The sequence below is a fragment of the Pseudomonas sp. LRP2-20 genome (assembly GCF_024349685.1).
Classification (GTDB): Bacteria; Pseudomonadota; Gammaproteobacteria; order Pseudomonadales; family Pseudomonadaceae; genus Aquipseudomonas.
In genome coordinates this window covers 67,281-92,627 of sequence record NZ_AP025944.1, presented here as the reverse complement: position 1 = coordinate 92,627, position 25,347 = coordinate 67,281, and the positions used below count along the sequence as shown (strand labels likewise).

Annotated in this window: 26 protein-coding genes and 1 pseudogene; 11 read left to right on the top strand and 16 right to left on the bottom strand. The window is 63.5% G+C overall.

The window, feature by feature from the left end; translation table 11 throughout:
- Positions 1 to 32 precede the first annotated feature (32 nt).
- The 6 genes and pseudogenes from OCX61_RS00445 to OCX61_RS00420 all read right to left on the bottom strand — a co-directional run bounded on the left by OCX61_RS00445 (position 33) and on the right by OCX61_RS00420 (position 5,174).
- The gene (locus tag OCX61_RS00445) at positions 33 to 428 is read right to left on the bottom strand and encodes a hypothetical protein (protein ID WP_261942181.1); all 396 of its coding nucleotides are present in this window, start codon (positions 426 to 428) and stop codon (positions 33 to 35) included.
- Positions 429 to 523: 95 nt separating this feature from the next.
- Positions 524 to 2,470, bottom strand: a complete 1,947-nt coding sequence (locus tag OCX61_RS00440) for a diguanylate cyclase (RefSeq protein WP_261942180.1) — start codon at positions 2,468 to 2,470, stop codon at positions 524 to 526.
- Positions 2,471 to 2,566: 96 nt separating this feature from the next.
- Positions 2,567 to 3,459: pseudogene (locus tag OCX61_RS00435) on the bottom strand (endonuclease/exonuclease/phosphatase family protein).
- The gene (dsbA, locus tag OCX61_RS00430) at positions 3,434 to 4,069 is read right to left on the bottom strand and encodes a thiol:disulfide interchange protein DsbA (protein ID WP_261942178.1); all 636 of its coding nucleotides are present in this window, start codon (positions 4,067 to 4,069) and stop codon (positions 3,434 to 3,436) included. The pseudogene OCX61_RS00435 and the gene dsbA overlap by 26 nt, the downstream one beginning before the upstream one ends.
- 153 nt (positions 4,070 to 4,222) lie before the next feature.
- The gene (locus OCX61_RS00425) at positions 4,223 to 4,840 is read right to left on the bottom strand and encodes a c-type cytochrome (protein WP_079230207.1); all 618 of its coding nucleotides are present in this window, start codon (positions 4,838 to 4,840) and stop codon (positions 4,223 to 4,225) included.
- A 31-nt stretch (positions 4,841 to 4,871) separates the two neighbouring features.
- Complete coding sequence (locus OCX61_RS00420; RefSeq protein ID WP_027917189.1) at positions 4,872 to 5,174, bottom strand: c-type cytochrome; 303 nt, start codon at positions 5,172 to 5,174, stop codon at positions 4,872 to 4,874.
- Between the two features lie 193 nt (positions 5,175 to 5,367).
- Between OCX61_RS00420 and yihA the strand changes: the two genes are divergently transcribed.
- Entirely contained in the window at positions 5,368 to 6,000 is a 633-nt protein-coding gene (gene yihA, locus OCX61_RS00415) for a ribosome biogenesis GTP-binding protein YihA/YsxC (RefSeq protein WP_027917188.1), read from the top strand.
- A gap of 403 nt (positions 6,001 to 6,403) precedes the next feature.
- Here yihA and polA read toward each other — a convergent pair whose 3' ends face one another.
- Entirely contained in the window at positions 6,404 to 9,151 is a 2,748-nt protein-coding gene (gene polA, locus OCX61_RS00410; RefSeq protein ID WP_261942177.1) for a DNA polymerase I, read from the bottom strand.
- Positions 9,152 to 9,225: 74 nt separating this feature from the next.
- Between polA and OCX61_RS00405 the strand changes: the two genes are divergently transcribed.
- Together OCX61_RS00405 and OCX61_RS00400 are read left to right on the top strand one after the other, a co-directional pair.
- Complete coding sequence (locus tag OCX61_RS00405) at positions 9,226 to 9,513, top strand: DUF2782 domain-containing protein (protein ID WP_027917186.1); 288 nt, start codon at positions 9,226 to 9,228, stop codon at positions 9,511 to 9,513.
- 71 nt (positions 9,514 to 9,584) lie between these two features.
- Entirely contained in the window at positions 9,585 to 10,535 is a 951-nt protein-coding gene (locus tag OCX61_RS00400; RefSeq protein ID WP_261942176.1) for a homoserine kinase, read from the top strand.
- Between the two features lie 248 nt (positions 10,536 to 10,783).
- Here OCX61_RS00400 and OCX61_RS00395 read toward each other — a convergent pair whose 3' ends face one another.
- On the bottom strand, positions 10,784 to 11,740 hold the full coding sequence (locus tag OCX61_RS00395) for a zinc ABC transporter substrate-binding protein (RefSeq protein WP_261942175.1): 957 nt from the start codon (positions 11,738 to 11,740) through the stop codon (positions 10,784 to 10,786).
- Between the two features lie 18 nt (positions 11,741 to 11,758).
- On the opposite strand from OCX61_RS00395, the gene zur reads away from it, so the two are divergent.
- The 4 genes from zur to OCX61_RS00375 all read left to right on the top strand — a co-directional run bounded on the left by zur (position 11,759) and on the right by OCX61_RS00375 (position 14,624).
- On the top strand, positions 11,759 to 12,244 hold the full coding sequence (zur, locus tag OCX61_RS00390; RefSeq protein ID WP_261942174.1) for a zinc uptake transcriptional repressor Zur: 486 nt from the start codon (positions 11,759 to 11,761) through the stop codon (positions 12,242 to 12,244).
- Positions 12,241 to 13,014 carry a zinc ABC transporter ATP-binding protein ZnuC gene (gene znuC, locus OCX61_RS00385; RefSeq protein ID WP_085676619.1) on the top strand — a complete coding sequence of 258 codons (774 nt, stop codon included), beginning with the start codon at positions 12,241 to 12,243 and terminating at the stop codon, positions 13,012 to 13,014. Before zur ends, znuC begins: the two co-directional genes overlap by 4 nt.
- On the top strand, positions 13,007 to 13,789 hold the full coding sequence (znuB, locus tag OCX61_RS00380) for a zinc ABC transporter permease subunit ZnuB (protein WP_261942173.1): 783 nt from the start codon (positions 13,007 to 13,009) through the stop codon (positions 13,787 to 13,789). Before znuC ends, znuB begins: the two co-directional genes overlap by 8 nt.
- A gap of 127 nt (positions 13,790 to 13,916) precedes the next feature.
- Positions 13,917 to 14,624, top strand: coding sequence for a PA5502 family lipoprotein (locus tag OCX61_RS00375; RefSeq protein ID WP_261942172.1), 708 nt, complete (start codon positions 13,917 to 13,919; stop codon positions 14,622 to 14,624).
- 95 nt (positions 14,625 to 14,719) lie between these two features.
- On the opposite strand, the gene katE is transcribed toward OCX61_RS00375, so the two are convergent.
- The gene (gene katE / locus OCX61_RS00370) at positions 14,720 to 16,849 is read right to left on the bottom strand and encodes a catalase HPII (protein WP_261942171.1); all 2,130 of its coding nucleotides are present in this window, start codon (positions 16,847 to 16,849) and stop codon (positions 14,720 to 14,722) included.
- Between the two features lie 225 nt (positions 16,850 to 17,074).
- Between katE and OCX61_RS00365 the strand changes: the two genes are divergently transcribed.
- The 3 genes from OCX61_RS00365 (at position 17,075) to OCX61_RS00355 (ending at position 19,588) form a co-directional block, all read left to right on the top strand.
- Entirely contained in the window at positions 17,075 to 18,082 is a 1,008-nt protein-coding gene (locus OCX61_RS00365) for a methionine ABC transporter ATP-binding protein (protein ID WP_085676615.1), read from the top strand.
- Positions 18,082 to 18,753 (top strand): methionine ABC transporter permease, encoded by a 672-nt coding sequence (locus OCX61_RS00360; protein WP_010951513.1) that lies wholly within the window; start codon positions 18,082 to 18,084, stop codon positions 18,751 to 18,753. The genes OCX61_RS00365 and OCX61_RS00360 overlap by 1 nt, the downstream gene beginning before the upstream one ends.
- Positions 18,754 to 18,817: 64 nt before the next feature.
- Complete coding sequence (locus OCX61_RS00355; protein WP_261942170.1) at positions 18,818 to 19,588, top strand: MetQ/NlpA family ABC transporter substrate-binding protein; 771 nt, start codon at positions 18,818 to 18,820, stop codon at positions 19,586 to 19,588.
- Between the two features lie 119 nt (positions 19,589 to 19,707).
- On the opposite strand, the gene OCX61_RS00350 is transcribed toward OCX61_RS00355, so the two are convergent.
- Genes OCX61_RS00350 through OCX61_RS00330 form a run of 5 tightly spaced genes read right to left on the bottom strand, consistent with a single transcriptional unit; the run spans position 19,708 to position 23,591 of the window.
- Positions 19,708 to 20,340, bottom strand: coding sequence for an SCO family protein (locus OCX61_RS00350; protein WP_085676613.1), 633 nt, complete (start codon positions 20,338 to 20,340; stop codon positions 19,708 to 19,710).
- On the bottom strand, positions 20,337 to 21,230 hold the full coding sequence (gene cyoE / locus OCX61_RS00345; RefSeq protein WP_261942169.1) for a heme o synthase: 894 nt from the start codon (positions 21,228 to 21,230) through the stop codon (positions 20,337 to 20,339). Before cyoE ends, OCX61_RS00350 begins: the two co-directional genes overlap by 4 nt.
- The gene (locus OCX61_RS00340; protein WP_261942168.1) at positions 21,215 to 22,294 is read right to left on the bottom strand and encodes a COX15/CtaA family protein; all 1,080 of its coding nucleotides are present in this window, start codon (positions 22,292 to 22,294) and stop codon (positions 21,215 to 21,217) included. Before OCX61_RS00340 ends, cyoE begins: the two co-directional genes overlap by 16 nt.
- Positions 22,295 to 22,303: 9 nt before the next feature.
- Complete coding sequence (locus OCX61_RS00335; RefSeq protein WP_261942167.1) at positions 22,304 to 22,885, bottom strand: PA_0111/PP_0108 family redox-active disulfide protein; 582 nt, start codon at positions 22,883 to 22,885, stop codon at positions 22,304 to 22,306.
- A complete protein-coding gene (locus tag OCX61_RS00330) occupies positions 22,854 to 23,591 on the bottom strand; it encodes an SURF1 family protein (protein ID WP_261942166.1) in 738 nt (245 codons plus the stop codon). The genes OCX61_RS00335 and OCX61_RS00330 overlap by 32 nt, the downstream gene beginning before the upstream one ends.
- A gap of 51 nt (positions 23,592 to 23,642) precedes the next feature.
- On the opposite strand from OCX61_RS00330, the gene OCX61_RS00325 reads away from it, so the two are divergent.
- Positions 23,643 to 23,846: a twin transmembrane helix small protein gene (locus tag OCX61_RS00325; RefSeq protein ID WP_054884381.1), complete on the top strand. Its 204-nt coding sequence runs from the start codon at positions 23,643 to 23,645 to the stop codon at positions 23,844 to 23,846.
- 30 nt (positions 23,847 to 23,876) lie between these two features.
- Here the strand turns inward: OCX61_RS00325 and OCX61_RS00320 are convergent, their stop codons facing one another.
- Positions 23,877 to 24,764: a cytochrome c oxidase subunit 3 gene (locus OCX61_RS00320; protein ID WP_261942165.1), complete on the bottom strand. Its 888-nt coding sequence runs from the start codon at positions 24,762 to 24,764 to the stop codon at positions 23,877 to 23,879.
- Positions 24,765 to 24,780: 16 nt separating this feature from the next.
- Complete coding sequence (locus tag OCX61_RS00315; RefSeq protein WP_261942164.1) at positions 24,781 to 25,347, bottom strand: cytochrome c oxidase assembly protein; 567 nt, start codon at positions 25,345 to 25,347, stop codon at positions 24,781 to 24,783.

Sequence of the window (25,347 nt, the reverse complement as noted above, 5' to 3'; positions counted from 1 at the left end):
CCTCCGGTTTCGGTGCTTCGACCACCGTTATGTCAACGGCTGCACATCACCAGGAACTCCAGCGAGTTGTCACCGCTCGCCCCCTGCTTGTCGACCAATTGGGTCATCACATCGACCTTCTCGGCCAATGGCTTGCCAATCACCTTCGCCTGCCCGTGCAATTGCCGCGCGTAAGTGCTGGCGTCTATCGGCGAAACACTGCAAAAGCCCGGGTCCTTATGCACGATTCGCGAGTTCAGCTTAAGCGCGTACCGGCTGAAGTAATTTTCCTTCGGCTGGTAATCGACTTCGGTTATCCACTGCGGCCACTGCCTGAGCACCTTGCCCTCTGCCGACACATGAGCCGTCAACAGCTCATCATTGGCAAAGGCGGCGCCCTGGAAAGTCACGCCCAAGGCGAGCATCACCAGCCCATTACTCATCTTCATCGTTCTACTCCGGTCTGATCGACTTCGCCGGCCTGACTATCAGGTAGGCGGGGCATCATTGTCAGAACCAGCCAGAGGTTGGATGGGGTATCTATTTACGCTGACAGCACGCGATTTCGGCCTTGGTCCTTGGCGCGGTACAACGCAGCATCGGCGCGCTTGAGCACCTGGTCGCCACGCTCGCCGGAACGGAAGGTACTCAAACCGATCGAGGTGGTGATGACCACACGTTCGCCCTTGAAATGGAACGGGCAGGCCTCGATCGCTGCACGCAGTACTTCGGCAACCTGGGCAGCGGCTGCCGGAGACGTCTGCGGTAGCAAGAGCACGAATTCTTCGCCGCCGAACCGGGCGATGAAATCACGCGGGCGCAGGCGTTTGCGCAACTGGTCGGCAACGATCTTCAGCACTTTGTCGCCGGCCAGGTGGCCATAGCTGTCGTTGATCCGCTTGAAGTGGTCCAGGTCAAGGATGGCCATGGCCAGGTGGCCGCCGTTTTCCTGCCAGTCGAGCATTTCGCGCTCCACCTGCTCGGTCCAGGCCGCGCGATTGGGCAACCCCGTCAGCGGGTCGATCAGCGCCTTCTGCCGCTGCTCTTCCAGGTGTTCGCGATAGCCAAGCGCTTCCTGCTCCATGCTGGCGACGCGCTCGGCCAGGCCCTGCAGGCGCCCGGCAAGCTCCTGCTCGCGGCGATCACGCTCGAGCTGGTGCTCGTCCATGGTGCCAAGCAGCCCTTCCAGACGGCTTTCCAGGATGTGCTTGAGGCTGTCCACATCCACTGCGCCCTGCACACTGCTTTGCAGGCCATCGACCTGTTCGCGCAGCTGGCTGTCCAGTTCACGCGCGGCGGAACTGTTGTCGGCATGGCCGGCACTGGCTTCGTGAAGATGGCTCTGGAAGCTGTCGAGGCGTTCGTTGAGTTGCTGCAGGTATGTCTCGAATTCGTGCTGCCCGCTGTCGGTGATCGCCAGCATGAGCACGGCCAGGTCATCGAGGACCGGGATCAGTTCATACCAGTTCAGCCCGCGTGCCACCCGCTCACGCATCTCAAGGGCCTGAGCCTTGTGGCGTTCCGGTAGGCTGAGGTCGTCCAGCAGGCCGATCAGCGTCTGTTCTATATGCGCAGCGACCTGGCTGTAGGGCGGCTCAACCGCATCGGGAAGGGAGTAGGGGCCGTCCTCACCGAACATTTCTTCGAGTGTCGCCAGCACCGGGGCCGCCAGTTGCTCTGGCTGCGCTTGCACGTCGCCAGGCTCGTCTGCCTGGATCTCGGGTTCGGCTGGGGCCACGACCTCTTGTTCAATCGCATGCGACTCTGCGAGCGCTTGCGCCTCGGCTGCATCAGGCGCCTCCTCAGGCAGCGGAGCAGGGGCTGCCGCCTCTAACGGTTGCAGCTCGTCCGCATCACGCGGCGGCAAGTCAACCAGCACAGGCCCATCCGGCTGCAGCTGAGCGGCGGCCGGGGCGATTTCCGACTGAGGCTGCGCTGCCTGTGCGCTCTCTGCCTGCGGCTCATTATCGCGGTTGCCGAACAGGCGCTGCAGGAAGCCCGGCCTGGCCTCGTCATCCGCCTTGCTCAAGGAGGAAAGGGCGCGGCCTTGCAGGCCACTGAGCTCACCCAGCAGGGGTGGCAGTTCACGTGACTGGGCGACACCACCATCGAGCTTCTTTGCCAGTTTTTTCAGCGGCCGGGCAACCTCACCGGGCAACGGCAAGCCCTGAAGCTGGGTAACCAACGCGTTCAGGGCATCACTGACCTGATTCATGCGGGTTTCCCGGCGCTGCTCGGAGTCCAGCACGGCCTTTTCCAGGCGCGGGATCAGCCCGGCGAGGCCGGCGTCCATGTTGTCGCTGCGGATGACCTCGCGCATTTCCTTCATGCACTGGTCGACGACCTTGTCGCTGCCTTCGGCCGCCAGGGTACTGCGCACCAGGCCACGGCGTAGCAGGTCGAGGCGCGCATTCCAGCGGCGCTCGAGCTTTTCCTGCTGTTCGATGCTTTTTAGGTATTTTTCTTTCCAGCGCTCGGCTTCTTCGGTCATGCCTGGATCCGCGACGGGTAATGCATCTGTGGGCTGTAATGACACGCTGTCGGCGCGCCCCGCGAACACTTGAGGGCTTGCCGCGCTTTAGCTGATTTAGCTCAAGACCGGCAGCGTATCCACAGTCAGTGCATCAGGCAATCGGATCTCTACCGCAACGGGAAGGTGGTCTGATATTGGCTGTGCCAGCACTTCGACCCGCTCCAGGGTCAGGCTCGGGCTGAGCAGGATGTGATCCAGACAGCGCTGCGGGCGCCAGCTGGGGAAGGTGGCTTCGACCTGGGGGGCGATCAGGCCCAGATCACGCAGGGGCGAGTGTTCAAGCAGGTCGCTGGCGTGGGTGTTCATGTCACCCATCAACACCTGATGGCGGTAACCACCAATCAGCTCTCGGATGTAGGCCAGTTGCAGAGCACGCGTCTTGGCCCCCAGGGCCAGGTGCATCATGACCACGATCAGCGCGTCTTCCCCCTCACCGAAACGCACCAGGATCGCACCACGGCCGGCGGGTCCAGGCAGCGGGTGATCTTCGAGCAGTTGCGGCTTGAGGCGGCTGAGCACGCCATTGCTGTGCTGAGCGAAACGCCCGAGGTTGCGATTGAGCTGCTGGTACCAGTAAGGGAAGGCTCCCAGCTGAGCCAGGTGCTCCACCTGGTTGACGTAGCCTGAGCGCAGGCTGCCGCCATCGGCCTCCTGCAGGGCCACCAGGTCGAAATCACTGAGCAGTTGCCCGATTTTCTGCAGGTTACCGGCCCGACCCGTGTGCGGCAGCAGGTGCTGCCAGCTGCGCGTCAGGTAATGCCGGTAGCGCTCGGTACTGATACCCACCTGGATGTTGAAGCTGAGCAGCCGCAGACGACCATCCTCGGGCAGGCCTGGGGCCTGCAAGTGATGCTCGTTGACCTGCGGCTGGTGCAGGCCAATGCCACGCGCGGTTCTGAAGCGGCGCATGGGGTACGCCGCTTACTTAGCGGCGCGCTCCTTGGCAATCAGCTGGTCGGCGACGTTCAGCACGCCTTCCGGCCCGCCAGCGGTACCCAGGTCGAAGCGGTACTTGCCGTTGACCACCATGCTCGGTACGCCGGTGATTTCGTACTTCTTCGCCAGTTCCTTGGCCTGGTTGACCTGGCCCTTGATGGCGAACGAGTTGAAGGTGGCGAGGAACTTGTCTTTGTCGACGCCCTGGGTGGCGAGGAAGTCGGCCATGTCTTGCGGGTCGGTCAGGCGCTTGCGCTGGTTCTGGATGGCGTCGAAGACAGCAGCATGAACCTTGTGCTCGACGCCCATGGCTTCGAGGGTCAGGAACATCTGGCCGTGAGCGTCCCACGGGCCACCGAACATGGCCGGTACGCGCTTGAAGTTGACGTCCTTGGGCAGCTTGTCGATCCACGGGTTGATGGTCGGCTCGAAGTGGTAGCAGTGGGGGCAGCCGTACCAGAACAGCTCGACCACTTCGATCTTGCCTGGCTGGGACACCGGAACAGGGTTGCTCAGCTCGATGTATTCCTTGCCGGCGGTGGCAGGCTCGGCGGCCTGGACGGCAGTCATACCGAAGACGCTGGCAGCGACCAGCGCAGCGCTGAGAATCAGTTTACGCATGCTTTACTCCTGAGCATTCATTGGTCGCCTCGACGCGACCTGTGCTGAGACCGGTGGCGAAGGGCCCGAGTTCTGTAGTGTAACGGCTGCGGACAGAAAAAAGGGCGGTCCGCGCCGCCCTTTCATCTTTAGCGTTGCAGCATTAACCGAATGTTAATGCAGGCCCTGGATGTAGCTGGCCAGTGCTTCGATCTCGTGATTGCTCAACTTGCCGGCGATGGTGCGCATGGTCATCGCATCGCCGTCGTTGGTGCGGTTGCCCTCACGGAAGTCGGTGAGCTGCTTGGTCACGTACTGCGAATGCTGGCCGCCCAGGTGCGGGAAGCCGGCGAGGGCGATACCCGCGCCGTTGGGCGAGTGGCAGCCGGTACAGGCCGGCATGCCTTTTTCCAGGTTGCCGCCATTGAACAGCGCGCGGCCGCGTTCGACCAGCTTGGGATCGGCGGCACCGACGCTGCCCTTCTGGCTGGAGAACCAGGCGGCGATGTCGGCCAGGTCCTGGTCACTGAAATTGGCCAGCATGCCGGTCATTTCCAGCACGGTGCGCTTGCCCGACTTGATGTCGTGCAGTTGTTTTTCCAGATAGCGCTGGCCCTGGCCGGCCAGTTTCGGGAAGTTCGGCGCCAGGCTGTTGCCGTCAGGGTTGTGGCAGGCGCCACAGACGGCCGTCTTGGCCTGGCCGGCGGCGGCATCGCCTTTGATGGGTTCCGCAGCAGTGGCCGCACCTGCGACACCCAGGGTCAACAGCAGACTCACGACTAGTTTGTTCATCAGCTAATCCAACACGGCTAAGGGTGAAATGTTATGTATCGGGACTGCCGCTCATCCAAAGGATGACCAAACGGTAGTCCTCGGCACTGCAGTCCATGCACAATCCACGCGGCGGCATAGCCTTGAAACCCTGGGTAACATGCACCACCAGTTGCTCCATGCCTTGCGCCAGCCTTGGCTCCCAAGCTGCCGGGTCACCCTTCTTGGGTGCCTGTGGCAACTGCCCGGCGTGACAGGCCGCACACGTGCGGTTGTACAACGCCTCGGGATCCTGTGTAGCCTGTGCGCTGAAAAACGGCAGGAACATACCGACAGCTAGCAGCCATTTCGCCATGCGAAACGACCTGACAGGGTTGGGGGACGCGCTGCGTTCTGATGCGCGAGCTATTGTTCGACACCCCATGCGCATTCCCCTTCGCTGGAAGAATGAGCACACAAAAACTGGGGCATTATATACTTCCGCCATCCAAACGGAAACGACACCGCTTGCCGGCCTAGGCTTTGGCAACACCCACATCGGATATCCCATGCAAGTCAAGAACCCCATCCTCGGCCTCTGCCAGAAAGCCAAATTCGCCCTCAGCGCTGCCAAGGTCGAACAATGCCCGGACGACCAGGGTTACGAGGTGGCTTTCGCCGGCCGTTCCAACGCCGGCAAATCCAGCGCCCTCAATACCCTGACTCATGCCAGCCTGGCGCGTACCTCGAAAACCCCAGGGCGCACCCAGCTGTTGAATTTCTTCAGTCTGGACGATGAACGGCGTTTGGTCGACCTGCCGGGCTACGGATATGCAAAAGTCCCGATTCCGCTCAAGCAGCACTGGCAGAAACACCTGGAGGCGTACCTCGGCAGCCGCGAGTGCCTGCGTGGGGTGATCCTGATGATGGACACGCGCCACCCGATGACCGATTTCGACAAGATGATGCTCGACTGGGCCAAGGCCAGCGGCATGCCGATGCACATCCTGCTGACCAAGGCCGACAAGCTGACCCACGGTGCGGGCAAGAACACCCTGCTCAAGGTCCAGTCGGAAATCCGCAAGGGCTGGGGTGATGGCGTGACCATCCAGCTGTTCTCGGCGCCCAAGCGCCTGGGCCTGGAAGAGGCCTACCGGGTGCTGGCGGACTGGATGGAACTGGAAGACAAGCCAGCTGTTTGATGACTGGCGTCACACACTGTGGGAGCGGGTTCACCCGCGAATGCGACGGCACATTCAACATCGCATTCGCGGGTGAACCCGCTCCCACAGAGGTTGCCTACAGGCCACAGGTCAAATTCCGGGCAAAAAAAACCCCGGACTTCGTATGGGGAGGGGGAAGTTCGGGGTTCAAGTCTGGACCGCTAGGGCGGGGTCCAGGTATCTGCCAACACTTAACACAACATAGGAGCATCGAAAGGCTTCACCAGCCATTCAGTTACTCTGAGTTCCGCTTCACCGGTTTAGTTCCGGAGCCCTCAAAACTATTTGCGATAGTTTCATGAAACTCCCGAACTAATGGCATCGAGCCATGCCAGGATCCGCGTCACTACGTCGCAGATCCTACACACCTTTCCCTGCCCAATCAGTGAGCTTCGTCCCAATTCAAACCAACACCTGCCTCGACCACCAGCGGAACATCCAGCTGTGCGGCGCTGCTCATGTGCGTGCGAATTTCATCTTTCACCTGCTCGACCAGGTCCGCACGCACTTCCAGCACCAGTTCGTCGTGCACTTGCAGGATCACGCGTGCGTCCAGGCCGCTGGCGCTCAGCCAGTTGTCGACGTTGACCATGGCGCGCTTGATGATGTCGGCGGCAGTGCCCTGCATCGGCGCGTTGATCGCCGTGCGCTCGGCACCCTTGCGCAAGGCCGGGTTCTTGGCGTTGATGTCCGGCAGGTACAGGCGGCGGCCAAACAGGGTTTCGACGAAACCTTGCTCCGCCGCCTGGGCGCGGGTGCGCTCCATGTAGGCCAGCACGCCGGGGTAGCGGGCGAAGTAGCGGTCGATGTAATCCTGCGACTGTTTGCGGTCGACGCCGATCTGCTTGGCCAGGCCGAACGCACTCATGCCGTAGATCAGGCCGAAGTTGATGGCCTTGGCGCTGCGGCGCTGGTCGGTGGTGACCTCTTCCAGCGCCACGCCGAACACTTCAGCGGCGGTGGCGCGGTGCACGTCCAGATCGTTGCGGAAGGCGTGCAGCAAGCCTTCGTCCTTGGCCAGGTGGGCCATGATGCGCAGTTCGATCTGCGAATAGTCCGCCGCCACCAGCTTGTAGCCGGGGCTGGCAACGAAGGCCTGGCGAATGCGCCGGCCTTCGGCGGTGCGGATCGGGATGTTCTGCAGGTTCGGGTCGCTGGACGACAGGCGCCCGGTGGCGGCCACGGCCTGCTGGTAGGAGGTGTGGATGCGCCCGGTGCGCGGGTTGATCTGCCCCGGCAGCTTGTCGGTGTAGGTGCTCTTGAGCTTGCTCAGGCTGCGGTACTGCATCAGCACCTCAGGCAGCGGATAACCTTGCTCGGCCAGCTCGTCGAGCACCGCTTCGGCGGTGGAAGGCTGGCCCTTGGCGGTCTTGCTCAACACTGGCATGCCCAGCTTGTCGTAGAGGATCGCCCCCAGCTGCTTGGGCGAGCCAAGGTTGAATTCCTCGCCGGCCAGCGCGTAGGCGCGCTGCTCCAGTTCGGCCATCTTCACGCCCAGCTCGCCGCTTTGCACCTGCAGCAACGCCGCATCGACCAATGCGCCCTGGCGCTCGATCTTGGCCAGTACCGGCACCAGCGGCATCTCGATGTCCATCAGCACCGGCTGCACGCTTGGCGTCTGCGCCAGGCGCGCCTGCAGCGCGTGGTGCAGGCGCAGGGTGATGTCGGCATCCTCGGCGGCGTAAGGGCCGGCCTTGTCCAGGTTGATCTGGTTGAAGGTCAGCTGCTTGGCACCCTTGCCGGCGATGTCCTCGAAGGCGATGGTGGTGTGGTCGAGGTATTTCAGCGCCAGGCTGTCCATGTCATGACGGGTGGCGGTGGAATTGAGCACGTACGACTCGAGCATGGTGTCGTAGGCCACGCCGCGCATCTCGATGGCGGGCGAGGTGTTGGCGAGGATGTTGATGTCGTACTTGGCGTTCTGCCCGACCTTGGCCTTGGCCGGGTCTTCCAGCAGCGGTTTCAACGCCAGCAGCACCGCCTCGCGGTCCAGCTGGGCCGGCGCGCCTTCGTAGTCGTGGGCCAGCGGTACATAGGCCGCTTCATGGGGCTCGACGGCGAACGACAGGCCAACCAGCTGCGCCTGCTGGGCGTCCAGGCTGGTGGTTTCGGTGTCGAAGGCGAACAGCGGCGCCTGGCGCAGCTTATCCAGCCAGGCGTCGAAGCGCGCCTGGTCGAGGATGGTCTCGTACTTGGGCTCGACCGTGGCGGCCGGCACTTCGACCGCGGCGACGGCATCGCCGACCTTGGCTGCATCGCGCTGCACGTCGGCGATCCAGCTCTTGAACTCCATCTCGGTGTACAGCGCCAGCAGCGCCTCGCGGTCAGGCTCGCCGCAGACCAGCGCTTCGACTTCCACCTCCAGCGGCACATCGCACTTGATGGTGGCCAGCTCATAGGACAGGAACGCCGCGTCGCGGTGCTCTTCAAGCTTGGCGGGCAGGGTCTTGGCACCCCGGATGGCCAGGGCCGGAACCTTGTCGAGGTTGGCGTACAGGTCGCTCAGGCCGCCGCCGATTCCGGTCAGCAGGCCAACAGCGGTTTTTTCACCGACACCCGGCACGCCCGGGATGTTGTCGACCTTGTCACCCATCAGGGCAAGGAAGTCGATGATGTGTTCCGGACCAACGCCGAACTTTTCGTGCACGCCGGCCACGTCCAGCACACTGCCGGTCATGGTGTTGACCAGTGTCACGTGGCCGTCCACCAGCTGCGCCATGTCCTTGTCGCCGGTCGAGATGATCACCGGCCGGCCCTGGGTCGCGCTGCTGCGGGCGAGGGTGCCGATCACGTCATCGGCCTCGACGCCTTCGACGCACAGCAAGGGGTAGCCCAGCGCCCGGACGCTGGCGTGCAGCGGCTCGACCTGCACGCGCAGGTCATCAGGCATGCTCGGGCGGTTGGCCTTGTACTCGGCGAACATGGCATCGCGGAAGGTCCCGCCCTTGGCGTCGAAGACCACGGCGAACAGGCTGTCGGGGTATTGCTTGCGCAGGCTCTTGAGCATGTTCAGCACACCCTTGACCGCGCCGGTCGGCATGCCTTTGGAAGTGGTCAGCGGCGGCAGCGCATGGAAGGCGCGGTAGAGGTAGGAGGAACCGTCCACCAGGACGAGGGGCGCTTGGCTCATGAGCAGAATCAACCTTTTCGGCGGGTCCGGAGCTAGAATAGCCGGATCAATGACGACAAAGGGACTAGGTTATCATGCGTACACTCAATCGCCTGTTACTGCTCGGCCTGTTGGCAACCATGCCGGTCGTCACCCTGGCGGCGGAAGACGCCCCCTCGGCCGATCCCGAGGTGACCATTCGCACGGAAGGCGATAAAACCATCCAGGAATACCGGCAGAACGGCTTCCTGTATGCGATCAAGATCACGCCGAAAAACGGCAAGCCGTATTTCCTGGTCCGCGCCGATGGCACTGATGCCAATTTCATTCGTTCCGACCAACCGGACATGCTGATCCCGTCCTGGAAGATCTTCGAGTGGTAATCTGACGCGCGCACCGTTCACATCAACCCGGCACTTCCCGGCGGAAGTGCCCGTATGGGCTTTTTTTCATCATGTCAGTCTTCACCCCCGTGACCCGGCCTGAGCTGGAAACCTTTCTGGCGCCGTACGAGCTGGGCCGTCTGCTCGACTTCCAGGGCATTGCCGCCGGTACCGAGAACAGCAACTTCTTCGTCAGCCTCGAACAGGGGGAGTTCGTCCTGACGCTGGTCGAACGCGGCCCGGTCGAGGACATGCCGTTCTTCATCGAACTGCTCGACGTGCTGCACGGCGCCGACATGCCGGTGCCCTACGCCCTGCGTGACCGTGACGGCAATGCCCTGCGCGAGCTGTGCGGCAAGCCGGCCTTGCTGCAGCCACGGCTGTCGGGCAAGCACATCAAGGCACCGAACGCCCAGCACTGCGCCCAGGTTGGCGAGCTGCTGGCGCACATTCACCTGGCCACCCGCGAACGCATCATCGAGCGCCGCACCGACCGCGGCCTGGACTGGATGCTGGCATCCGGTGCCGAACTGCTGCCGCGCCTGAGCGCCGAGCAGGCAAGCCTGTTGCAGCCTGCGCTGGACGAGATCACCGCGCACAAGGCGCAGATCCTGGCCTTGCCGCGGGCCAACCTGCATGCCGACCTGTTCCGCGACAACGTGATGTTCGAAGGGACCCACCTGACCGGTGTCATCGATTTCTACAACGCCTGTTCCGGGCCGATGCTGTATGACATCGCCATCACCGTGAACGACTGGTGCCTGGATGAGCACGGCGCGATCGATATGCCACGGGCCCAGGCGCTGCTGGCGGCCTATGCGGCGCTGCGGCCGTTTACCGCTGCCGAAGCCGAGCTGTGGCCGGAAATGTTGCGGGTAGGCTGCGTGCGCTTCTGGCTGTCGCGCCTGATTGCCGCAGAATCGTTTGCCGGGATGGATGTGATGATCCATGACCCGAGCGAGTTCGAGGTGCGCCTGGCGCAGCGCCAGCAAGTCGCCCTGCACCTTCCGTTCGCCCTCTGAGATCGAGCGCCGCCCGCGCGGCGCATCGCGAGCTGCGCTCGCTCCTACGTTTGTTTCGGGCCAATTATTCCTGTGGAATTTGCGCACGAACGCCCTGGCGCAAGGCGCGATATTGCGCCGTGCAAACAAGGCGGTCGCGCGCGCCTGCCGCAGGCGTTACTGGCCCGAAACAAGCGTAGGAGCGAGCGCAGCTCGCGATGCGCCGCGCGGGCGGCGCTCGATCTCGCAGGCGAAGAAAAACCCAAGGCTTACAACTGTTCCAGGCACCCAGCCAGGTCACCACCCAGCTTTTCGAGCAAACGCTCATAGCCCTTGGCATCCACCGGGTCGGCACCACCCAGGGCATCCAGCTCCGCCAGGCGAACCGGCAGCCCGGCCGTCAGTGTCTCGGCCAGGCGCGGCCGCAGCGGTGGCTCACTGAACACACAGGTCTTGCCCACTTCCTGCAGGCGCTTGCGCATCGCGGCCACATGCTGCGCGCCCGGCTGCACCTCGGACGCCACACTGAACACGCCAGTGTGCTGCAAACCATAGGCCGACTCGAAGTAGTCGAACGCCTCGTGGAACACGAAATAGGGCTTGCCGGCGATACCCGCCACACGCGCCTTGATCCGTGCATCGAGGGCATCCATGCGCTCGTCGAAGGCCTTCAGGTTGCTCTGGTAACGCGCGGCGTTGGCCGGGTCGGCCGTCGCCAGGTCAGCCGCCATCTTAGCCGCAATCACCCGGGCGTTGACCGACGACAGCCACAGGTGCGCATCCAGGCTGCCCGGGCGGTGATCATGGTCGTGGTCGTCCTGATCCGCCTCTTCATGGGAATGGCTGTCTTCGCCAAAGTGGCGCAGCTTCATGCCCGCCAGCGACTGCACGGCCACGGTCGGCTTGCTGCGGCTGCCCAGCACCCGGGGCAGGAAGTTCTCCATGTCCGGGCCGATCCAGTACAGCAGGTCGGCATCGCCGACCTTGCGCACATCGGAGGGGCGCAGGGCGTAGTGGTGCGGCGAAGCGCCAGGCGGCAACAACACGTCTGGGCTACCCACGCCATCCTGGATAGCGGCGGCAATCTGCTGCAGCGGTTTGATACTGGTCAGCACACGCACGTCGGCCTGTGCCGAGCAGGCGATGAAAGCGACAAAAAGCACAAGGAATCGGGACACGATGAATACTCGACTCGTCAGAAACAGGTAACATAATAACGTCTCCATCCAGAACCGTCGCTGCCCATGTCCATCACGCCGCTGGCTCACCGTCCCCACGATCATTCCCATTGCGTGCACAGCGCCTTGTCCGAAGCCGATGCCCTGTGCACGCGCCAGGGCCTGCGCCTGACCGCACTGCGCCGGCGTGTGCTGGAGCTGGTATGGCAGAGCCACAAGCCGCTGGGTGCCTATGACATCCTCGCCGTGCTCAGCGAGCAGGATGGCCGTCGCGCCGCGCCGCCGACCGTGTACCGCGCCCTGGACTTCCTCCTGGAAAACGGCCTGGTGCACCGCATCGCCTCGCTCAACGCCTTCATCGGCTGCAGCCACCCGGAGCACGCGCACCAGGGCCAGTTCCTGATCTGCCGTGCCTGCCATGTGGCCATCGAGCTGGAGCAGGACAGCATCAGCGACGCCATCATCAACAGCGCCAAGGGCGTCGGCTTCAGCGTCGAAACCCAGACAGTGGAAATCGTCGGCCTGTGCGCCAACTGCCGGAGCGCAGCATGAGCGACGCCCTGATCCGCCTTGAGCAGGTCGGTGTCAGCTTCGCCGGCGAGGCCGTGCTCGACAGCATCGACCTGTCGGTGGCGCCCGGCCAGATCGTCACCCTGATCGGCCCCAACGGCGCCGGCAAGACCACCCTGGTACGCGCCGTGCTGGGGCTGCTCAAGCCACACCGCGGCAAGGTCTGGCGCAAGCCGAAGCTGCGTATCGGTTACATGCCGCAAAAGATCCAGGTGGACGCCACGCTGCCGCTGTCGGTGCTGCGTTTCTTGCGCCTGGTGCCCGGCGTAGACCGTGCGGCTGCCTTGTCGGCATTGCAGGAAGTGGGCGCCGAACAGGTCATCGACAGCCCGATCCAGACCATTTCCGGCGGCGAGATGCAGCGCGTGCTGCTGGCCCGGGCGCTGCTGCGCGAGCCGCAGCTGCTGGTGCTCGACGAGCCGGTTCAAGGTGTCGACGTGGTCGGCCAGACCGAGCTGTACAACCTCATCACCCGCCTGCGCGACCGCCACGGCTGCGGCGTGCTGATGGTCTCCCACGACCTGCACCTGGTCATGAGCGCCACCGACCAGGTGGTCTGCCTGAACCGCCACGTGTGCTGCTCGGGCCACCCCGAGCAGGTCAGCAACGACCCGGCCTTTGTCGAGCTGTTCGGCCAGAACGCCCCAAGCCTGGCTGTCTACCACCATCATCACGACCACAGCCACGACCTGCACGGCTCGGTCGTCGCCCCTGGCGCCCATGTTCACGGAGAGCACTGCAAGCATGGCTGATTTTCTTCTCTACGCCTTGCTTGCGGGTCTTTCCCTGGCAGTGGTGGCGGGTCCGCTCGGCTCGTTCGTGGTGTGGCGGCGCATGGCCTACTTTGGCGACACCCTGTCCCACGCCGCGCTACTGGGCGTGGCCATGGGCTTCGTGCTGGATGTCAGCCCGGCCCTGGCGGTGACCGTGGGCTGCCTGCTGCTGGCGATCCTGCTGGTGACCTTGCAGCAACGCCAGCCACTGGCGTCCGATACCCTGCTCGGCATCCTTGCCCCCAGCACCCTGTCGCTGGGCCTGGTGGTGCTGAGTTTCATGCACGACGTGCGCATCGACCTGATGGCCTACCTGTTCGGCGACCTGCTGGCCATCAGCACCAGCGACCTGGCCTGGATCCTGGGCGGCAGCGCGCTGGTCCTGCTGCTGCTCGCCGCGCTGTGGCGGCCGTTGCTGGCGATCACCGTGCACGAGGAACTGGCCATGGTCGAAGGGCTGCCGGTGGCGGGCCTGCGCATGGCGCTGATGCTGCTGATCGCTGTGGTGATCGCCGTGGCCATGAAGATCGTCGGCGTGCTGCTGATCACCTCGCTGCTGATCATTCCCGCCGCTGCGGCACAGCGTCACGCCCGCTCGCCAGAGCAGATGGCAGCGGCCGCCACGCTGATCGGCATCACCTCGGTGTGCGGCGGTCTGGCCATGTCCTGGTTCAAGGACACCCCGGCCGGGCCATCGATCGTGGTCTGCGCGGCGGTGCTATTCTTGCTGAGCCTGGCCCTGCCAAAACGCTGAAAAACGGGGTGCACGCCGGTGCACCCTGCAACCTTTTAGCGGGTAAAGGGTCTGTAAGACTTATTTTCGAGCGTGCGCACCTGGGTGTAGACTTGCTCGCTTTTTGCGCAAATAGAGAGTCGCAGGAATGAAGCCGTTCGCATCCCGTTATCTGCTTGTTGCCGCGTTTTCCCTGTTCCTGGCAGCGTGTTCCAGCGCGCCGGTCGAGCAGGCCGATGCACCTGCCCAAGCCGATGCCTGGCAGCAGCTGCAACAGAGTATCGCCAGCAACGAGCTGGCCACCGCCGAAGACCAGTTGGCTGCCCTGCAGGCGCAGGCGCCTGATGACGCACGCCTGGAGCAAAACCAGCGCCAGTTGGCAGAGGCCTACCTGAAACGCAGCCAGATCGTGCTGCAAAAGGGCGACGTCAACGCTGCCGCCACCGCGCTGGCCCGGGCCCGGGCACTGATGCCCCAGGCACCGGCAGTGACCGGTGGCGATGCCGTGACCCAGGCGCGCAAGGCCGAGCTGGAGAAAGCAGAAGCGGCCTTGAAGGCAGCCGAAACCAAGCCCCAGCCACGGGTGATCGACCCGACGGCGCCGAGCACCGTGATTGCGTTGAAGACCACCGACATTCGGGCAATGCGTCGCCAGCTCGACGAGATTGCCAAGGACGTGGTCAATTACCAGTGCGAGGTGGTGTTCCAGGTGCCGCGTACCCAGGATGCACCTTGGTTGAAGAGCCTGCTGGAGAAGCGCGTGCACAAGCTCGACAGCGGGTTCAAGCTGAAGCAGAAGCATGAGATTCAGCGCTCGATGCCGGCCCAGGTGGTACTGGTCCCGCATCAGCGTTAAAGCTTTCGCGGGTAAACCCGCTCCCACAGGGATTACACAGGCCTTGAAGGCGATGCAGTACCTGTGGGAGCGGGTTCACCCGCGAAGAGGCCCTGTCAGGCGGGTACCGCCTCTGCGGCAGCCTCCCGCTCCCACACCCGATGCCCTTCAACTGCTTTGACAAAGGCATCGACCACCTTCTGCTCGTCCCCAAGCAGCAAACCCTTGTCTTCCTTGAGCCCCAGACTGTTCATCAAGTCCTTGGTCAGCACCATCGCCTTCAGATGCTTGTAGCCCTCCAGCAGAAAGTGCTTCGCCAGCCCACTGGAAGCCAAGGCCTTGTCCACCCCCTTGGGCACGACAATCCCGTCGAACATGATCGACGGCATCCCCTCCATCGATGCATCTACGGGTAACTGCTTGCCATCCGCCGTCTTGACTGGCGCCGAAGTAGGCCCCAGCAGCCTCGGCCGAGCGCTTTCGGCCTCCAGCGCCTTGACCAGCTTGTCGACGCTTGCGCCATCTACGCCATCGGCTACCAGCACCGCGATCTTGCGCCCCTTGATGCCGACCACGCCTGGGTGGTTCATCTGGCTCAAGGCCGGCGATTTCGCAAGCTGGCTACCCTTGACCTGCACCGTACCGGCCTTGGGAGCCGGCAAGCCGAGGTTGGCAGCGACGGCGGCGGCCAGTTTCAGGTCGATGTTGGCAAGGATCTCATTCACCTGGCGCGCGCGAATGTGCTCACGCTCCACCTTGCCCAGCTCGAAGCTGTAGGCCTTGATGATGTGCTGCTGCTCGGTCGGACTCATGCTCTGGAAGAACAGCCGCGCCTGGGAGAAGTGATCCCCGAATGACTCGCTGCGCTGGCGGATCTTGTGCGCGTCGATGCGTTCCTGGTAGCTCTCGAAGCCCCCATCCTGGGCAGCCGGTGGCGTTTCTTTCGGCCAGCCGCCATCGATCGAATTAGGCTCATAGGAAGCTCGCCCCTTGTGCACCACATGCTGATGCAGCGCATCGCGCTGATTGTTGTGGTTTGGCGCAACGGGCTGGTTGATCGGGATCTGGTGGAAATTCGGCCCACCAAGACGGCTGATCTGGGTGTCGGTGTAGGAGAACAGCCGTCCCTGCAGCAACGGGTCATTGGTGAAATCGATTCCCGGCACGATATGGCCTGGGCAGAAGGCAACCTGCTCCACCTCAGCGAAGAAGTTGTCCGGGTTACGGTTGAGCACCATCTTGCCCAGCGGCGTAACCGGCACCAGCTCTTCGGGAATGATCTTGGTCGGGTCGAGCAGGTCGAAGTCGAACTTGTGCTCATCCGCCTCGGGCACGATCTGCACGCCCAGTTCCCATTCCGGATAATCGCCCGTCTCGATGGCTTCCCACAGGTCCCGGCGCTGAAAATCGGTGTCTTTGCCTGCAAGTTTCTGAGCCTCGTCCCACAAAAGCGAGTGCACACCCTGGCGCGGCTTCCAGTGGAACTTGACGAAACTCGCCACGCCCTGGGCATTGATCAGGCGGAAGGTATGCACGCCGAAGCCTTCCATCATCCGCAGGCTGCGCGGGATGGCGCGGTCGGACATGGCCCAGATGACCATGTGGGCGGATTCAGGCACCAGCGAGACAAAATCCCAGAAGGTGTCGTGGGCCGAACCACCGGTGGGGATTTCATTATGCGGCTCCGGTTTCACTGCGTGCACGAAATCCGGGAATTTGATCGCGTCCTGAATGAAGAAGACTGGCATGTTGTTACCCACCAGGTCGAAATTGCCTTCATCCGTATAGAACTTCACGGCGAACCCACGCACGTCGCGCACCGTGTCGCCCGACCCGCGCGGGCCTTGCACGGTGGAAAACCGCACGAACACCGGGGTGATCTTCTCCGGGTCCTGCAGGAATCCCGCCTTGGTCAGCTCGGCGTGATTGCCGTAGCTCTGGAAGAAGCCATGCGCGCCGGTGCCGCGGGCATGAACGATACGTTCAGGGATGCGCTCGTGGTCAAAGTGGGTGATCTTCTCGCGCATGATGAAGTCTTCGAGCAGCGACGGTCCGCGCGGGCCGGCCTTGAGCGTGTTCTGGTTGTCGGCTATGCGCACGCCCTGGTTGGTCCGCAGGGCCTGGCCGGTGGCATCGCTGCGAGCCGCCTCCAGGGCCTGCAGTTTGCTGTTGGAGTTGGCCCGGTCGGGGGTGTCGGTACCGGCGAGCTGGCTCTGTTTCGGCGAATCCGGTTTCTTGCTGGGCATCACGGCTCTCCTTATCAGTCTTCAGGCGTGCCCCTGACGGGCTTGTTCAAGTAGTGACTGGAGGGCTTTGCCGAGCGTTCAATCAGAATTACCGGTTGTCGCGATATGCCCGAAGGATTGGTGCATTACGAAATAAATGCTAAGAACAGCTATGGGAAAAGGCTAAAATGCGCGACCCCAGCTAACCGCTGACCCAAATTTCATGCGCCCCACAAGGTTCGCTACGTGATCGAGTTCCAACAGGTACACAAGACCTACCGCGTCGCCGGTAGGGAAATCCCCGCACTGAATCCGACCAGCCTGACCATTGAAAATGGCCAGGTGTTCGGCCTGATCGGCCATTCCGGCGCCGGTAAAAGCACCATGCTGCGCCTGATCAACCGCCTCGAAGAGCCTTCCGGCGGCACGATCATCGTCGACGGCGAAGACGTCACCGCGTTCAACGCCAGCCAGCTGCGCGGCTTCCGTCAACAGGTCGGCATGATCTTCCAGCACTTCAACCTGCTGGCGTCCAAGACCGTCGCCGACAACGTTGCCCTGCCGCTGACCCTGGCCGGCGAGCTGTCGCGCAGCGAGATCGACCAGCGTGTCACCGAGCTGCTGGCCCGCGTCGGCCTGCAGGACCACGCGAAGAAGTACCCGGCCCAGCTTTCCGGCGGGCAGAAGCAGCGCGTCGGCATCGCCCGCGCGCTGTCAACCAACCCGAAGATCCTGCTGTGCGACGAAGCCACCAGCGCCCTCGACCCACAGACCACCGCTTCGGTGCTGCAACTGCTGGCCGAGATCAACCGTGAGCTGAAGCTGACCATCGTGCTGATCACCCACGAAATGGACGTGATCCGCCGTGTCTGCGACCGCGTGGCGGTGATGGATGCCGGCCAGATCGTCGAGCAAGGCTCGGTGGCCGAGGTGTTCCTGCACCCGCAGCACCCAACCACCAAGCGTTTCGTTCAGGAAGACGAGCAGGTCGACGAAGGCGAGCAGCGCGACGACTTCGCCCACGTGCCAGGCCGTATCGTGCGCCTGACCTTCCAGGGCGACGCCACCTACGCGCCGCTGCTGGGTACCGTGGCCCGCGAAACCGGTGTGGACTACAGCATCCTCGCCGGGCGTATCGACCGCATCAAGGATGTCCCCTATGGCCAGCTCACCCTCGCCCTGATCGGCGGAGACATGGAAGCGGCATTCGCCCGCTTCAAGGCAGCTGATGTACATATGGAGGTACTGCGTTGATGGACGCCCTGAATTTCTTCGCCAATGTCGACTGGGCCGAGATCTGGCTGGCCACCGTCGATACCATGATCATGCTGTTCGGCTCGCTGTTCTTCACCGTGCTGCTCGGCCTACCGCTGGGGGTACTGCTGTTCCTCTGCGGGCCGAAGCAGATGTTCGAGCAGAAGGGCGTGTACGCACTGCTGTCGCTGGTGGTCAACATCCTGCGCTCGCTGCCGTTCATCATCCTGCTGATCGTGATGATCCCGTTCACCGTGTTGATCACCGGCACCTCGCTGGGTGTCGCTGGCGCCATCCCGCCGTTGGTGGTGGGTGCCACGCCGTTCTTCGCGCGCCTGGTGGAAACCGCCCTGCGCGAAGTGGACCGCGGCATCATCGAGGCCACCCAGTCGATGGGCGCCACCACCCGCCAGATCATCACCAGCGCGCTGCTGCCGGAGGCCCGCCCGGGCATCTTCGCGGCCATTACCGTCACCGCCATCACCCTGGTGTCGTACACCGCCATGGCCGGTGTGGTCGGCGCTGGAGGCCTTGGCGACCTGGCCATCCGCTTTGGTTACCAGCGTTTCCAGACCGACGTGATGGTGGTCACCGTGGTGCTGTTGCTGGTGCTGGTTCAAGTCCTGCAGAGTGTGGGCGACAAACTGGTCGTGCATTTTTCCCGTAAGTAACCCCAATGGGGTCGGCCCGGCCGACCCGTTCGGGGGCCGTCGCGGCCCTCACAAGGAGTGATTCATGAAGAAGCTGCTTGCTGTCGCTGCCGCCGTCGCGGCCTTCTCGGCCCATGCCGGTGATCTGTCCGTCGCCGCCACCCCGGTGCCGCACGCCGAGATCCTCAACTTCATCAAACCGCAACTGGCGAAAGAGGGCGTCAACCTCAAGGTGAAGGAGTTCACCGACTACATCCAGCCGAACGTGCAAGTGGCGGAAAAGCGTCTGGATGCCAACTTCTTCCAGCACCAGCCGTACCTGGATGAGTTCAACAAGGCCAAGGGCACCCACCTGGTCAGCGTTGCCGGTGTGCACATCGAGCCGCTGGGCGTGTATTCGACCAAGATCAAGAAGCTCGACGAGCTGTCCTCCGGCGCCACCGTGGTCATCCCCAACGACGCCACCAACGGCGGCCGTGCCCTGCTGCTGCTGGACAAGGCCGGCGTGATCAAGCTCAAGGACAACACCAACATCCTGTCTACCGTGAAGGACGTTGCCGAAAACCCGAAAAGCGTGAAATTCCGTGAGCTGGAAGCGGCCACCATCCCGCGCGTGCTGACCCAGGTCGATGCCGCCCTGATCAACACCAACTACGCGTTGGAAGCCAAGCTGAACCCGGAGAAGGACGCGCTGGCCATCGAAGGCAGCGACTCGCCGTACGTGAACATCCTGGTTGCCCGCCCGGACAACAAGGATTCGGAAGACATGAAGAAACTGGCGGCTGCCCTGCACTCGCCTGAGGTGAAGCAGTTCATCGTCGAGAAGTACAAGGGCGCTGTGGTTCCGGCCTTCTAAGCCGTCACATCGCGCTGGACTCTTCGCGGGCAAGCCCGCTCCCACAGGATTACCGCTAGCCTCAGGCTTGTCGATATCACTGTGGGAGCGGGCTTGCCCGCGAAGCTTTTAAAGCCCCATCAATCCCGTTTAACCAGCCCGGGCAGTTGCGCCACCAGCTTCTGGTTGTTGAACGGCGCACGAATGAACCCACGCTGGCGCCCATCCGGCCCGACGATCGCCAGGTTGCCGCTGTGATCCACGGTATACCCCGGCTTGCTGGTATCCGCCGGAATGAACGGAATGCTCAAGGCATTGGCCAGCTTCTGGGTATCTTCGATCGACCCCGCCACCCCGACGAAATCCTTGTCGAAATAGCCCAGGTACTGCTTCAGCTGGTTCGGCGTATCGCGGTTCGGGTCCACGCTCACCAATACCACCTGCAGCCGGTCCACGGCCTCCTTGGGCAGCTCGCTCTTCACCTGGCGCAACTGGGCCAAGGTGGTCGGGCAGATGTCCGGGCAGTAGGTGTAGCCGAAGAACAGCAGCGACCATTTGCCCTTCAGGTCGTCCAGCTGTACTGGCTGGCCATCCTGGTTGGTCATGGTCACGTCAGCCACCGTGCGGCTCTGCGGCAACAGAATGATGCCAGCGTCGATCAGTTCGGTGGGGTTGAGCTGGCCACGGCCATTGAGCACCTTGTTGACGGTAAGGCCCAGGATCAGCGCGACCAGGGCGACGAGGATAAAGACGGTTTTCTGGGTTCGGGTCATAGATTCAGCAACAGGTAGTGGTCAACGAGCAATGCGATGAACAGCGCGAACAGGTAGCCGATGGAGTACTTGAAGGTGCCGATCGCCGCGTGCGGCCGGCTGCCACGGTACAACACCCAGGCCCATTGCAGGAAGCGCAGGCCCAGCGCCAGGGCGCATGCCAGGTACAACGGGCCGCTCATGTGGATGGCAAACGGCAGCAGGCTCACCGCCAGCAATATCAGGCTGTACAGCAGGATATGCAGCTTGGTGTAACGCTCGCCATGGGTGACCGGCAGCATCGGGATATCGGCTTTGGCGTACTCTTCCTTGCGGTGGATGGCCAGCGCCCAGAAGTGCGGTGGCGTCCAGGCGAAGATGATCAGTACCAGCAGCAGAGGCTCGGCGCTGACATGGCCGCTCACTGCAACCCAGCCCAGCAACGGCGGAGCGGCGCCAGCCAGGCCGCCAATGACGATGTTCTGCGGCGTGGCACGCTTGAGAAAGCCGGTATAGAGCACCGCGTAACCGAGCAACGAGGCCAGGGTCAGCCAGGCGGTGAGGGCGTTGGTGAACACCAGCAGCAAGGCCATGCCAAGCAGCGCCAGGGCCAGGGCGAACAGCAAGGCCGGCAACGGCTCGACCCGGCCCTGGGGCAACGGGCGTTTATGGGTACGTGCCATCAGGGCGTCGATGCGCCGGTCCACCACATGGTTGACCACGGCCGCGCTGCCCGCGCACAGGGCAATACCCAGGTTGCCGAACAGCAGCACGCTCCAGCCGACCCCGGCACGGGTCGCCAGGAACATCCCCGCCAGCGACGTGATCAGCATCAGCACCACCACCTTGGGCTTGGTCAGCTCCAGGTAATCGCGCCAGCCGGCACGCCGTGCGCTCAGAAGCGTCGCCACGAATCGTTCCTCATGTGATGGCTGATGCTCACCCCGGCCACGGGCCGCAGGCGCCAGCCATGGCCAACCCCGACACGCACCTTGTCGACCACGCGGATGCGATAGTTCACCAGCACCATGCTCAGCAGCAGCAGCGCCCCACCGGCGTTATGCGCCACCGCCACGGCCAATGGCAGGTGGAACAGCACATTGCTGATGCCCAGGCCGATCTGCAAGGCCAGCGCCAGCAACACCACCCGCGACAGACCAGTGAGGCCACAGCGGTGCAACTTCCAGCTGAGCATCAGCAGTACACAGGTCACCAGCAGCGCGCCCAGGCGATGGCTGATATGGATGGCCGTGCGCGCATCGCTGTCGAGCTGCCCTCCCAGGTAGTTGGGGCCAACGTGCTGAGTGAGGTGGAAGCCGTTGCTGAAGTCTGCCGCCGGCCACCATTGGCCATGGCAGGTGGGCAGGTCGATGCAGGCGACCGCCGCATAGTTGGCACTGACCCAGCCACCCAGGGCGATCTGGCCGATCACCACCAGCAACGCCAGCGCGGCGATCCGCCGTAGGCTGAGCGGCAATTTCGGCAAGGGCGCAAAGGCTCGGGATAGACGCAGGGACAGCAGGAACAGCAGGCTCAAGGTGGTGAAGCCGCCCAGCAGGTGCGCGGTGACCACTTGCGGCCACAGCTTGAGGGTAACGGTCCACATGCCAAACGCCGCCTGCGCCAGCACCACGCCCAGCAACAGCAAGGGTAGGCGATAAGGCTGGCCATCGCGGGCATGCAAGCGCAGTGCCTGCAAGGCGAGCAGGGCGATCACCACGGCGAGGGTGCCGGCGAAGTAGCGGTGGACCATCTCGGCCCAGCCCTTGGCTTCTTCCACCGGGTGGTCAGGGAAGTGCAGCTCGGCATGGGCCAGCTGCGCTTCGCTCTTGGGCACGCTGATGAAGCCATAGCAGCCAGGCCAGTCAGGGCAGCCGAGCCCGGCGTGGGTCAGGCGGGTGTAGGCACCGAGCAGGACGACCAGCAGTGCCAGCAGGGTGGCGAACACAGCTAAGCGGAATCCGGGTCTGGCCATGGCAGGCTCCTAGCCGATGTTGGACAGCTTGAGCAGGTGACGCAGGTCGTCGAGCACGTGCTTGCCGTTGACCTTGGCGTCGTAGCGCAGCACCAGGTTGCCATGCGGGTCGACAATCCACAGTTGCGGGCCGGGTTCGCCAACCTTCTGCAGGTAGCGCTGGGCATCCAGCGGGTAGCGTTGCAGCTGCGGATATTCACGCTCCAGCTGCGCCTGGTAGTCGCTGGCCAACGGCTGGGCGGTGGCCAAGGCGTGACTGGCACGGCTGGCGTCGCGGCCCAGGCCGACCTGGATCTGCCGCACCAGGTACACCAGGCGCTGGCAATCCTCGGCGCAGGCTGCCGGGGCGCTGACCAGCAGTTGCCAGCGTTGGTCCTCGCCAGCGATGCCGATATCGGCGCGGCTCTCGCCGTTGCCGATCATCGTGCCGTGGTAGCTGCGGCCCTCCGGCACCCAGAACTGGAGCTTGTACATGCAGGTGGCCAGGATCATCGGCCCGAGCACCACCAGCAAGATCAGCATCAGCTGCAAACGCCCGCGGGCTCTGGGTTTGCTACGATCAGGCAGGTCCAGTGGAGTGGCGGTGGCCATGCTGTTTCTCCTTGTTGTCGTGCCAGCCGAAATAGAGGTAGAGCAGCACCAGCGCCGTGGCCAGGGCGAACCACTGCACTGCGTAGCCGAGGTGTTTTTCCGGGCCCATGGCGACTATCGGCCAGTCCAGCCGATAAGCCGCCGGCCCCGGCTCCAGGCGTAATTCATGGGCAAAGCCTTCGCGATCCAGCTGCTGCCACACGTGCGCCGCGTCGACCGCAGTAAGCAGGTGCGGCCATTGCCCCCCGACCGGGTCGGGGTGCAGCTGGAAGGTGCTGCCCGGCGCCACATACACCGACGCGTTCAGCGCCAGAGCTTGGTCGGGCGTGTCGAAATGCACCGGCACGCGACGATCTGGCCACGCCAGCCAGCCACGGTTGACCAGCAGCCACAGGCCGCTAGCCTGGTCATGGAAGGGTTGCAACAGCTCGACACCGGCCTGGCCGTCACGCATGCGGTTGTCCAGCAGCAGGCTGTGCTCGGCGTCAAACTGGCCGTACAGATGCACCCGGCGGAAGGCGGCGTCCTGCGTCTGCAGCAGCTGCGTGGTAGCTAGCGGGGCCTCGACCTCACGCTCGGCATAGGTCGCCAGCAGCGCGCGCTTCTCTTCAGCCCGGCCGAGCTGCCAGCAGCCAAGCGCTATCAGCCCCGGCAGCAGCGCGAGCACCACCAGGGTCGGTATCCAGCCAGGGCGAAACGGCCTCACGGGCGCCTCGCTATACTTATCCACATCACCGCATCCCCCCGGAGAAGCGCCATGCTCAAGGCCGCGATTGTCCTGATGCTGTTGGCCACGGTTGCCAGCCTGTTCAGTGGCCTGGTGTTCCTGGTCAAGGACGATGAAAACTCGACCCGCCTGCTCAAGGCCCTGACCGTGCGGGTGACCCTGGCGGCCCTGACCGTGGGCCTGGTCGCCTGGGGCTTCATCAGTGGCCAGCTGGTGTCCCACGCCCCCTTTTGAAGTGACCCTCTAACCCTGTGGGAGCGGGCTTCAGAGCACATACACAAAGATGAACAGCCCCACCCACACCACATCGACGAAGTGCCAGTACCAGCTCGCCGCCTCGAAACCGAAGTGTTTGTCGGGGTTGAAGTGCCCGCGCAGGATGCGCACGAACATCACGATCAGGATGATCGTGCCCAAGGTCACGTGGGCCCCGTGGAAGCCGGTGAGCATGAAGAACGTCGCGCCATAGATGCCCGAGCCCAGGGTCAGCCCCAGCTTGGTGTAGGCCTCGTGGTACTCGTAGGCCTGCAGCGAGATGAAGCTGATACCCAGCAGGATGGTCAGCGCCATCCAGAATTTCAGCGGGCCACGGTGGTCACGGCGTAGGGCGTGGTGAGCGATGGTGATGGTCACGCTGGAGCTGACCAGCAAAATGGTGTTGATCAGCGGCAGGTGCCACGGGTTGATCACTTCCTTGGGCGGCGGGAACAGTTTCGGGTCCGGGGTGTGCAGCAACGGCCAGGCGAACTCGAAACTTGGCCACAGCATATGGGCGATACCCTTGTGCCCCTCGCCGCCCAGCCAGGGCCCGGCCAGCACGCGCACGTAGAACAGGGCGCCGAAGAAGGCCAGGAAGAACATCACTTCCGAGAAGATGAACCAGCTCATGCCCCAACGGAACGAACGGTCCAGCTGCGGGCTGTACAACCCGGCGCGGCTCTCGCGGACTACCGAACCGAACCAGCCGAACAGCATGTAGGCCAGGAACAGCGCGCCGACGAAGAAGATCAGTGGCCCGTGTGATGACGGGTGGCCGGCCTTGAGGTCGTTGAACCAGGTGCCCAGGCCGAACACCGTGATGAACATGCCGATGGTGGCGATGATCGGCCACTTGCTCTGCGCCGGTACGTAGTAGTGCTCGTGACTTGCCATTGCCGATCTCCTTCCCTTAGCGGGCGCCCTGGGCGTTCTGCACCGCGGCATGGGCGACCGGCGGATGACGCGCAGTGATGTCGAACAAGGTGTAGGCCAGTGTCAGGTGCTTCACGCTGGCCGGCAGGTCGCGGTCGACGATGAAGCGCACCGGCATCTCGATGCGTTCGCCGGGCTGCAGCACCTGCTGGGTAAAGCAGAAGCACTCGATCTTGTGGAAATACGCCGCGGCCTCGGCCGGGGTGATGCTGGGAATCGCTTGCGCACTCATCGGCCGGTCGGTCGGGTTGTGGGCGATGAAGATCATCTGGTTCACCGCTCCCGGGTTGACCTCGAGCTGGTCGGCGGTGGAGTAGAAGTCCCAGACCATGTCGCCAGCGTTGGTCGACATGAACTGCACCCTCACCGAACGCGATGGGTCGCTGACCTGGCTACCCTCGTACTGCCCGCCAGTCTTGCCGTTGATGCCGAACGCCTTGCACATCACGTCATAAATCGGCACCAGGGCGAAACCAAAGGCAAACATCACCACCGTCAGCATCAGCAGGCGCGTTACCAGCCGTTTGAGCGACAGGCCATTCAT

Coding starts and splice junctions, on each gene's coding strand:
- OCX61_RS00325 (WP_054884381.1), top strand. CDS start 23,643: ATGCTCAAGGCCGCGATTGTCCTGATGCTGTTGGCCACGGTTGCCAGC.
- OCX61_RS00320 (WP_261942165.1), bottom strand. CDS start 24,764: ATGGCAAGTCACGAGCACTACTACGTACCGGCGCAGAGCAAGTGGCCG.
- OCX61_RS00395 (WP_261942175.1), bottom strand. CDS start 11,740: ATGGAGACGTTATTATGTTACCTGTTTCTGACGAGTCGAGTATTCATC.
- polA (WP_261942177.1), bottom strand. CDS start 9,151: ATGAGCCAAGCGCCCCTCGTCCTGGTGGACGGTTCCTCCTACCTCTAC.
- OCX61_RS00350 (WP_085676613.1), bottom strand. CDS start 20,340: ATGACCCGAACCCAGAAAACCGTCTTTATCCTCGTCGCCCTGGTCGCG.
- OCX61_RS00375 (WP_261942172.1), top strand. CDS start 13,917: ATGAAGCCGTTCGCATCCCGTTATCTGCTTGTTGCCGCGTTTTCCCTG.
- yihA (WP_027917188.1), top strand. CDS start 5,368: ATGCAAGTCAAGAACCCCATCCTCGGCCTCTGCCAGAAAGCCAAATTC.
- OCX61_RS00335 (WP_261942167.1), bottom strand. CDS start 22,885: ATGGCCACCGCCACTCCACTGGACCTGCCTGATCGTAGCAAACCCAGA.
- zur (WP_261942174.1), top strand. CDS start 11,759: ATGTCCATCACGCCGCTGGCTCACCGTCCCCACGATCATTCCCATTGC.
- OCX61_RS00445 (WP_261942181.1), bottom strand. CDS start 428: ATGAAGATGAGTAATGGGCTGGTGATGCTCGCCTTGGGCGTGACTTTC.
- dsbA (WP_261942178.1), bottom strand. CDS start 4,069: ATGCGTAAACTGATTCTCAGCGCTGCGCTGGTCGCTGCCAGCGTCTTC.
- katE (WP_261942171.1), bottom strand. CDS start 16,849: ATGCCCAGCAAGAAACCGGATTCGCCGAAACAGAGCCAGCTCGCCGGT.
- OCX61_RS00400 (WP_261942176.1), top strand. CDS start 9,585: ATGTCAGTCTTCACCCCCGTGACCCGGCCTGAGCTGGAAACCTTTCTG.
- OCX61_RS00340 (WP_261942168.1), bottom strand. CDS start 22,294: ATGGCCAGACCCGGATTCCGCTTAGCTGTGTTCGCCACCCTGCTGGCA.
- OCX61_RS00420 (WP_027917189.1), bottom strand. CDS start 5,174: ATGGCGAAATGGCTGCTAGCTGTCGGTATGTTCCTGCCGTTTTTCAGC.
- OCX61_RS00355 (WP_261942170.1), top strand. CDS start 18,818: ATGAAGAAGCTGCTTGCTGTCGCTGCCGCCGTCGCGGCCTTCTCGGCC.
- OCX61_RS00405 (WP_027917186.1), top strand. CDS start 9,226: ATGCGTACACTCAATCGCCTGTTACTGCTCGGCCTGTTGGCAACCATG.
- OCX61_RS00440 (WP_261942180.1), bottom strand. CDS start 2,470: ATGACCGAAGAAGCCGAGCGCTGGAAAGAAAAATACCTAAAAAGCATC.
- OCX61_RS00315 (WP_261942164.1), bottom strand. CDS start 25,347: ATGAATGGCCTGTCGCTCAAACGGCTGGTAACGCGCCTGCTGATGCTG.
- znuC (WP_085676619.1), top strand. CDS start 12,241: ATGAGCGACGCCCTGATCCGCCTTGAGCAGGTCGGTGTCAGCTTCGCC.
- OCX61_RS00360 (WP_010951513.1), top strand. CDS start 18,082: ATGGACGCCCTGAATTTCTTCGCCAATGTCGACTGGGCCGAGATCTGG.
- OCX61_RS00425 (WP_079230207.1), bottom strand. CDS start 4,840: ATGAACAAACTAGTCGTGAGTCTGCTGTTGACCCTGGGTGTCGCAGGT.
- znuB (WP_261942173.1), top strand. CDS start 13,007: ATGGCTGATTTTCTTCTCTACGCCTTGCTTGCGGGTCTTTCCCTGGCA.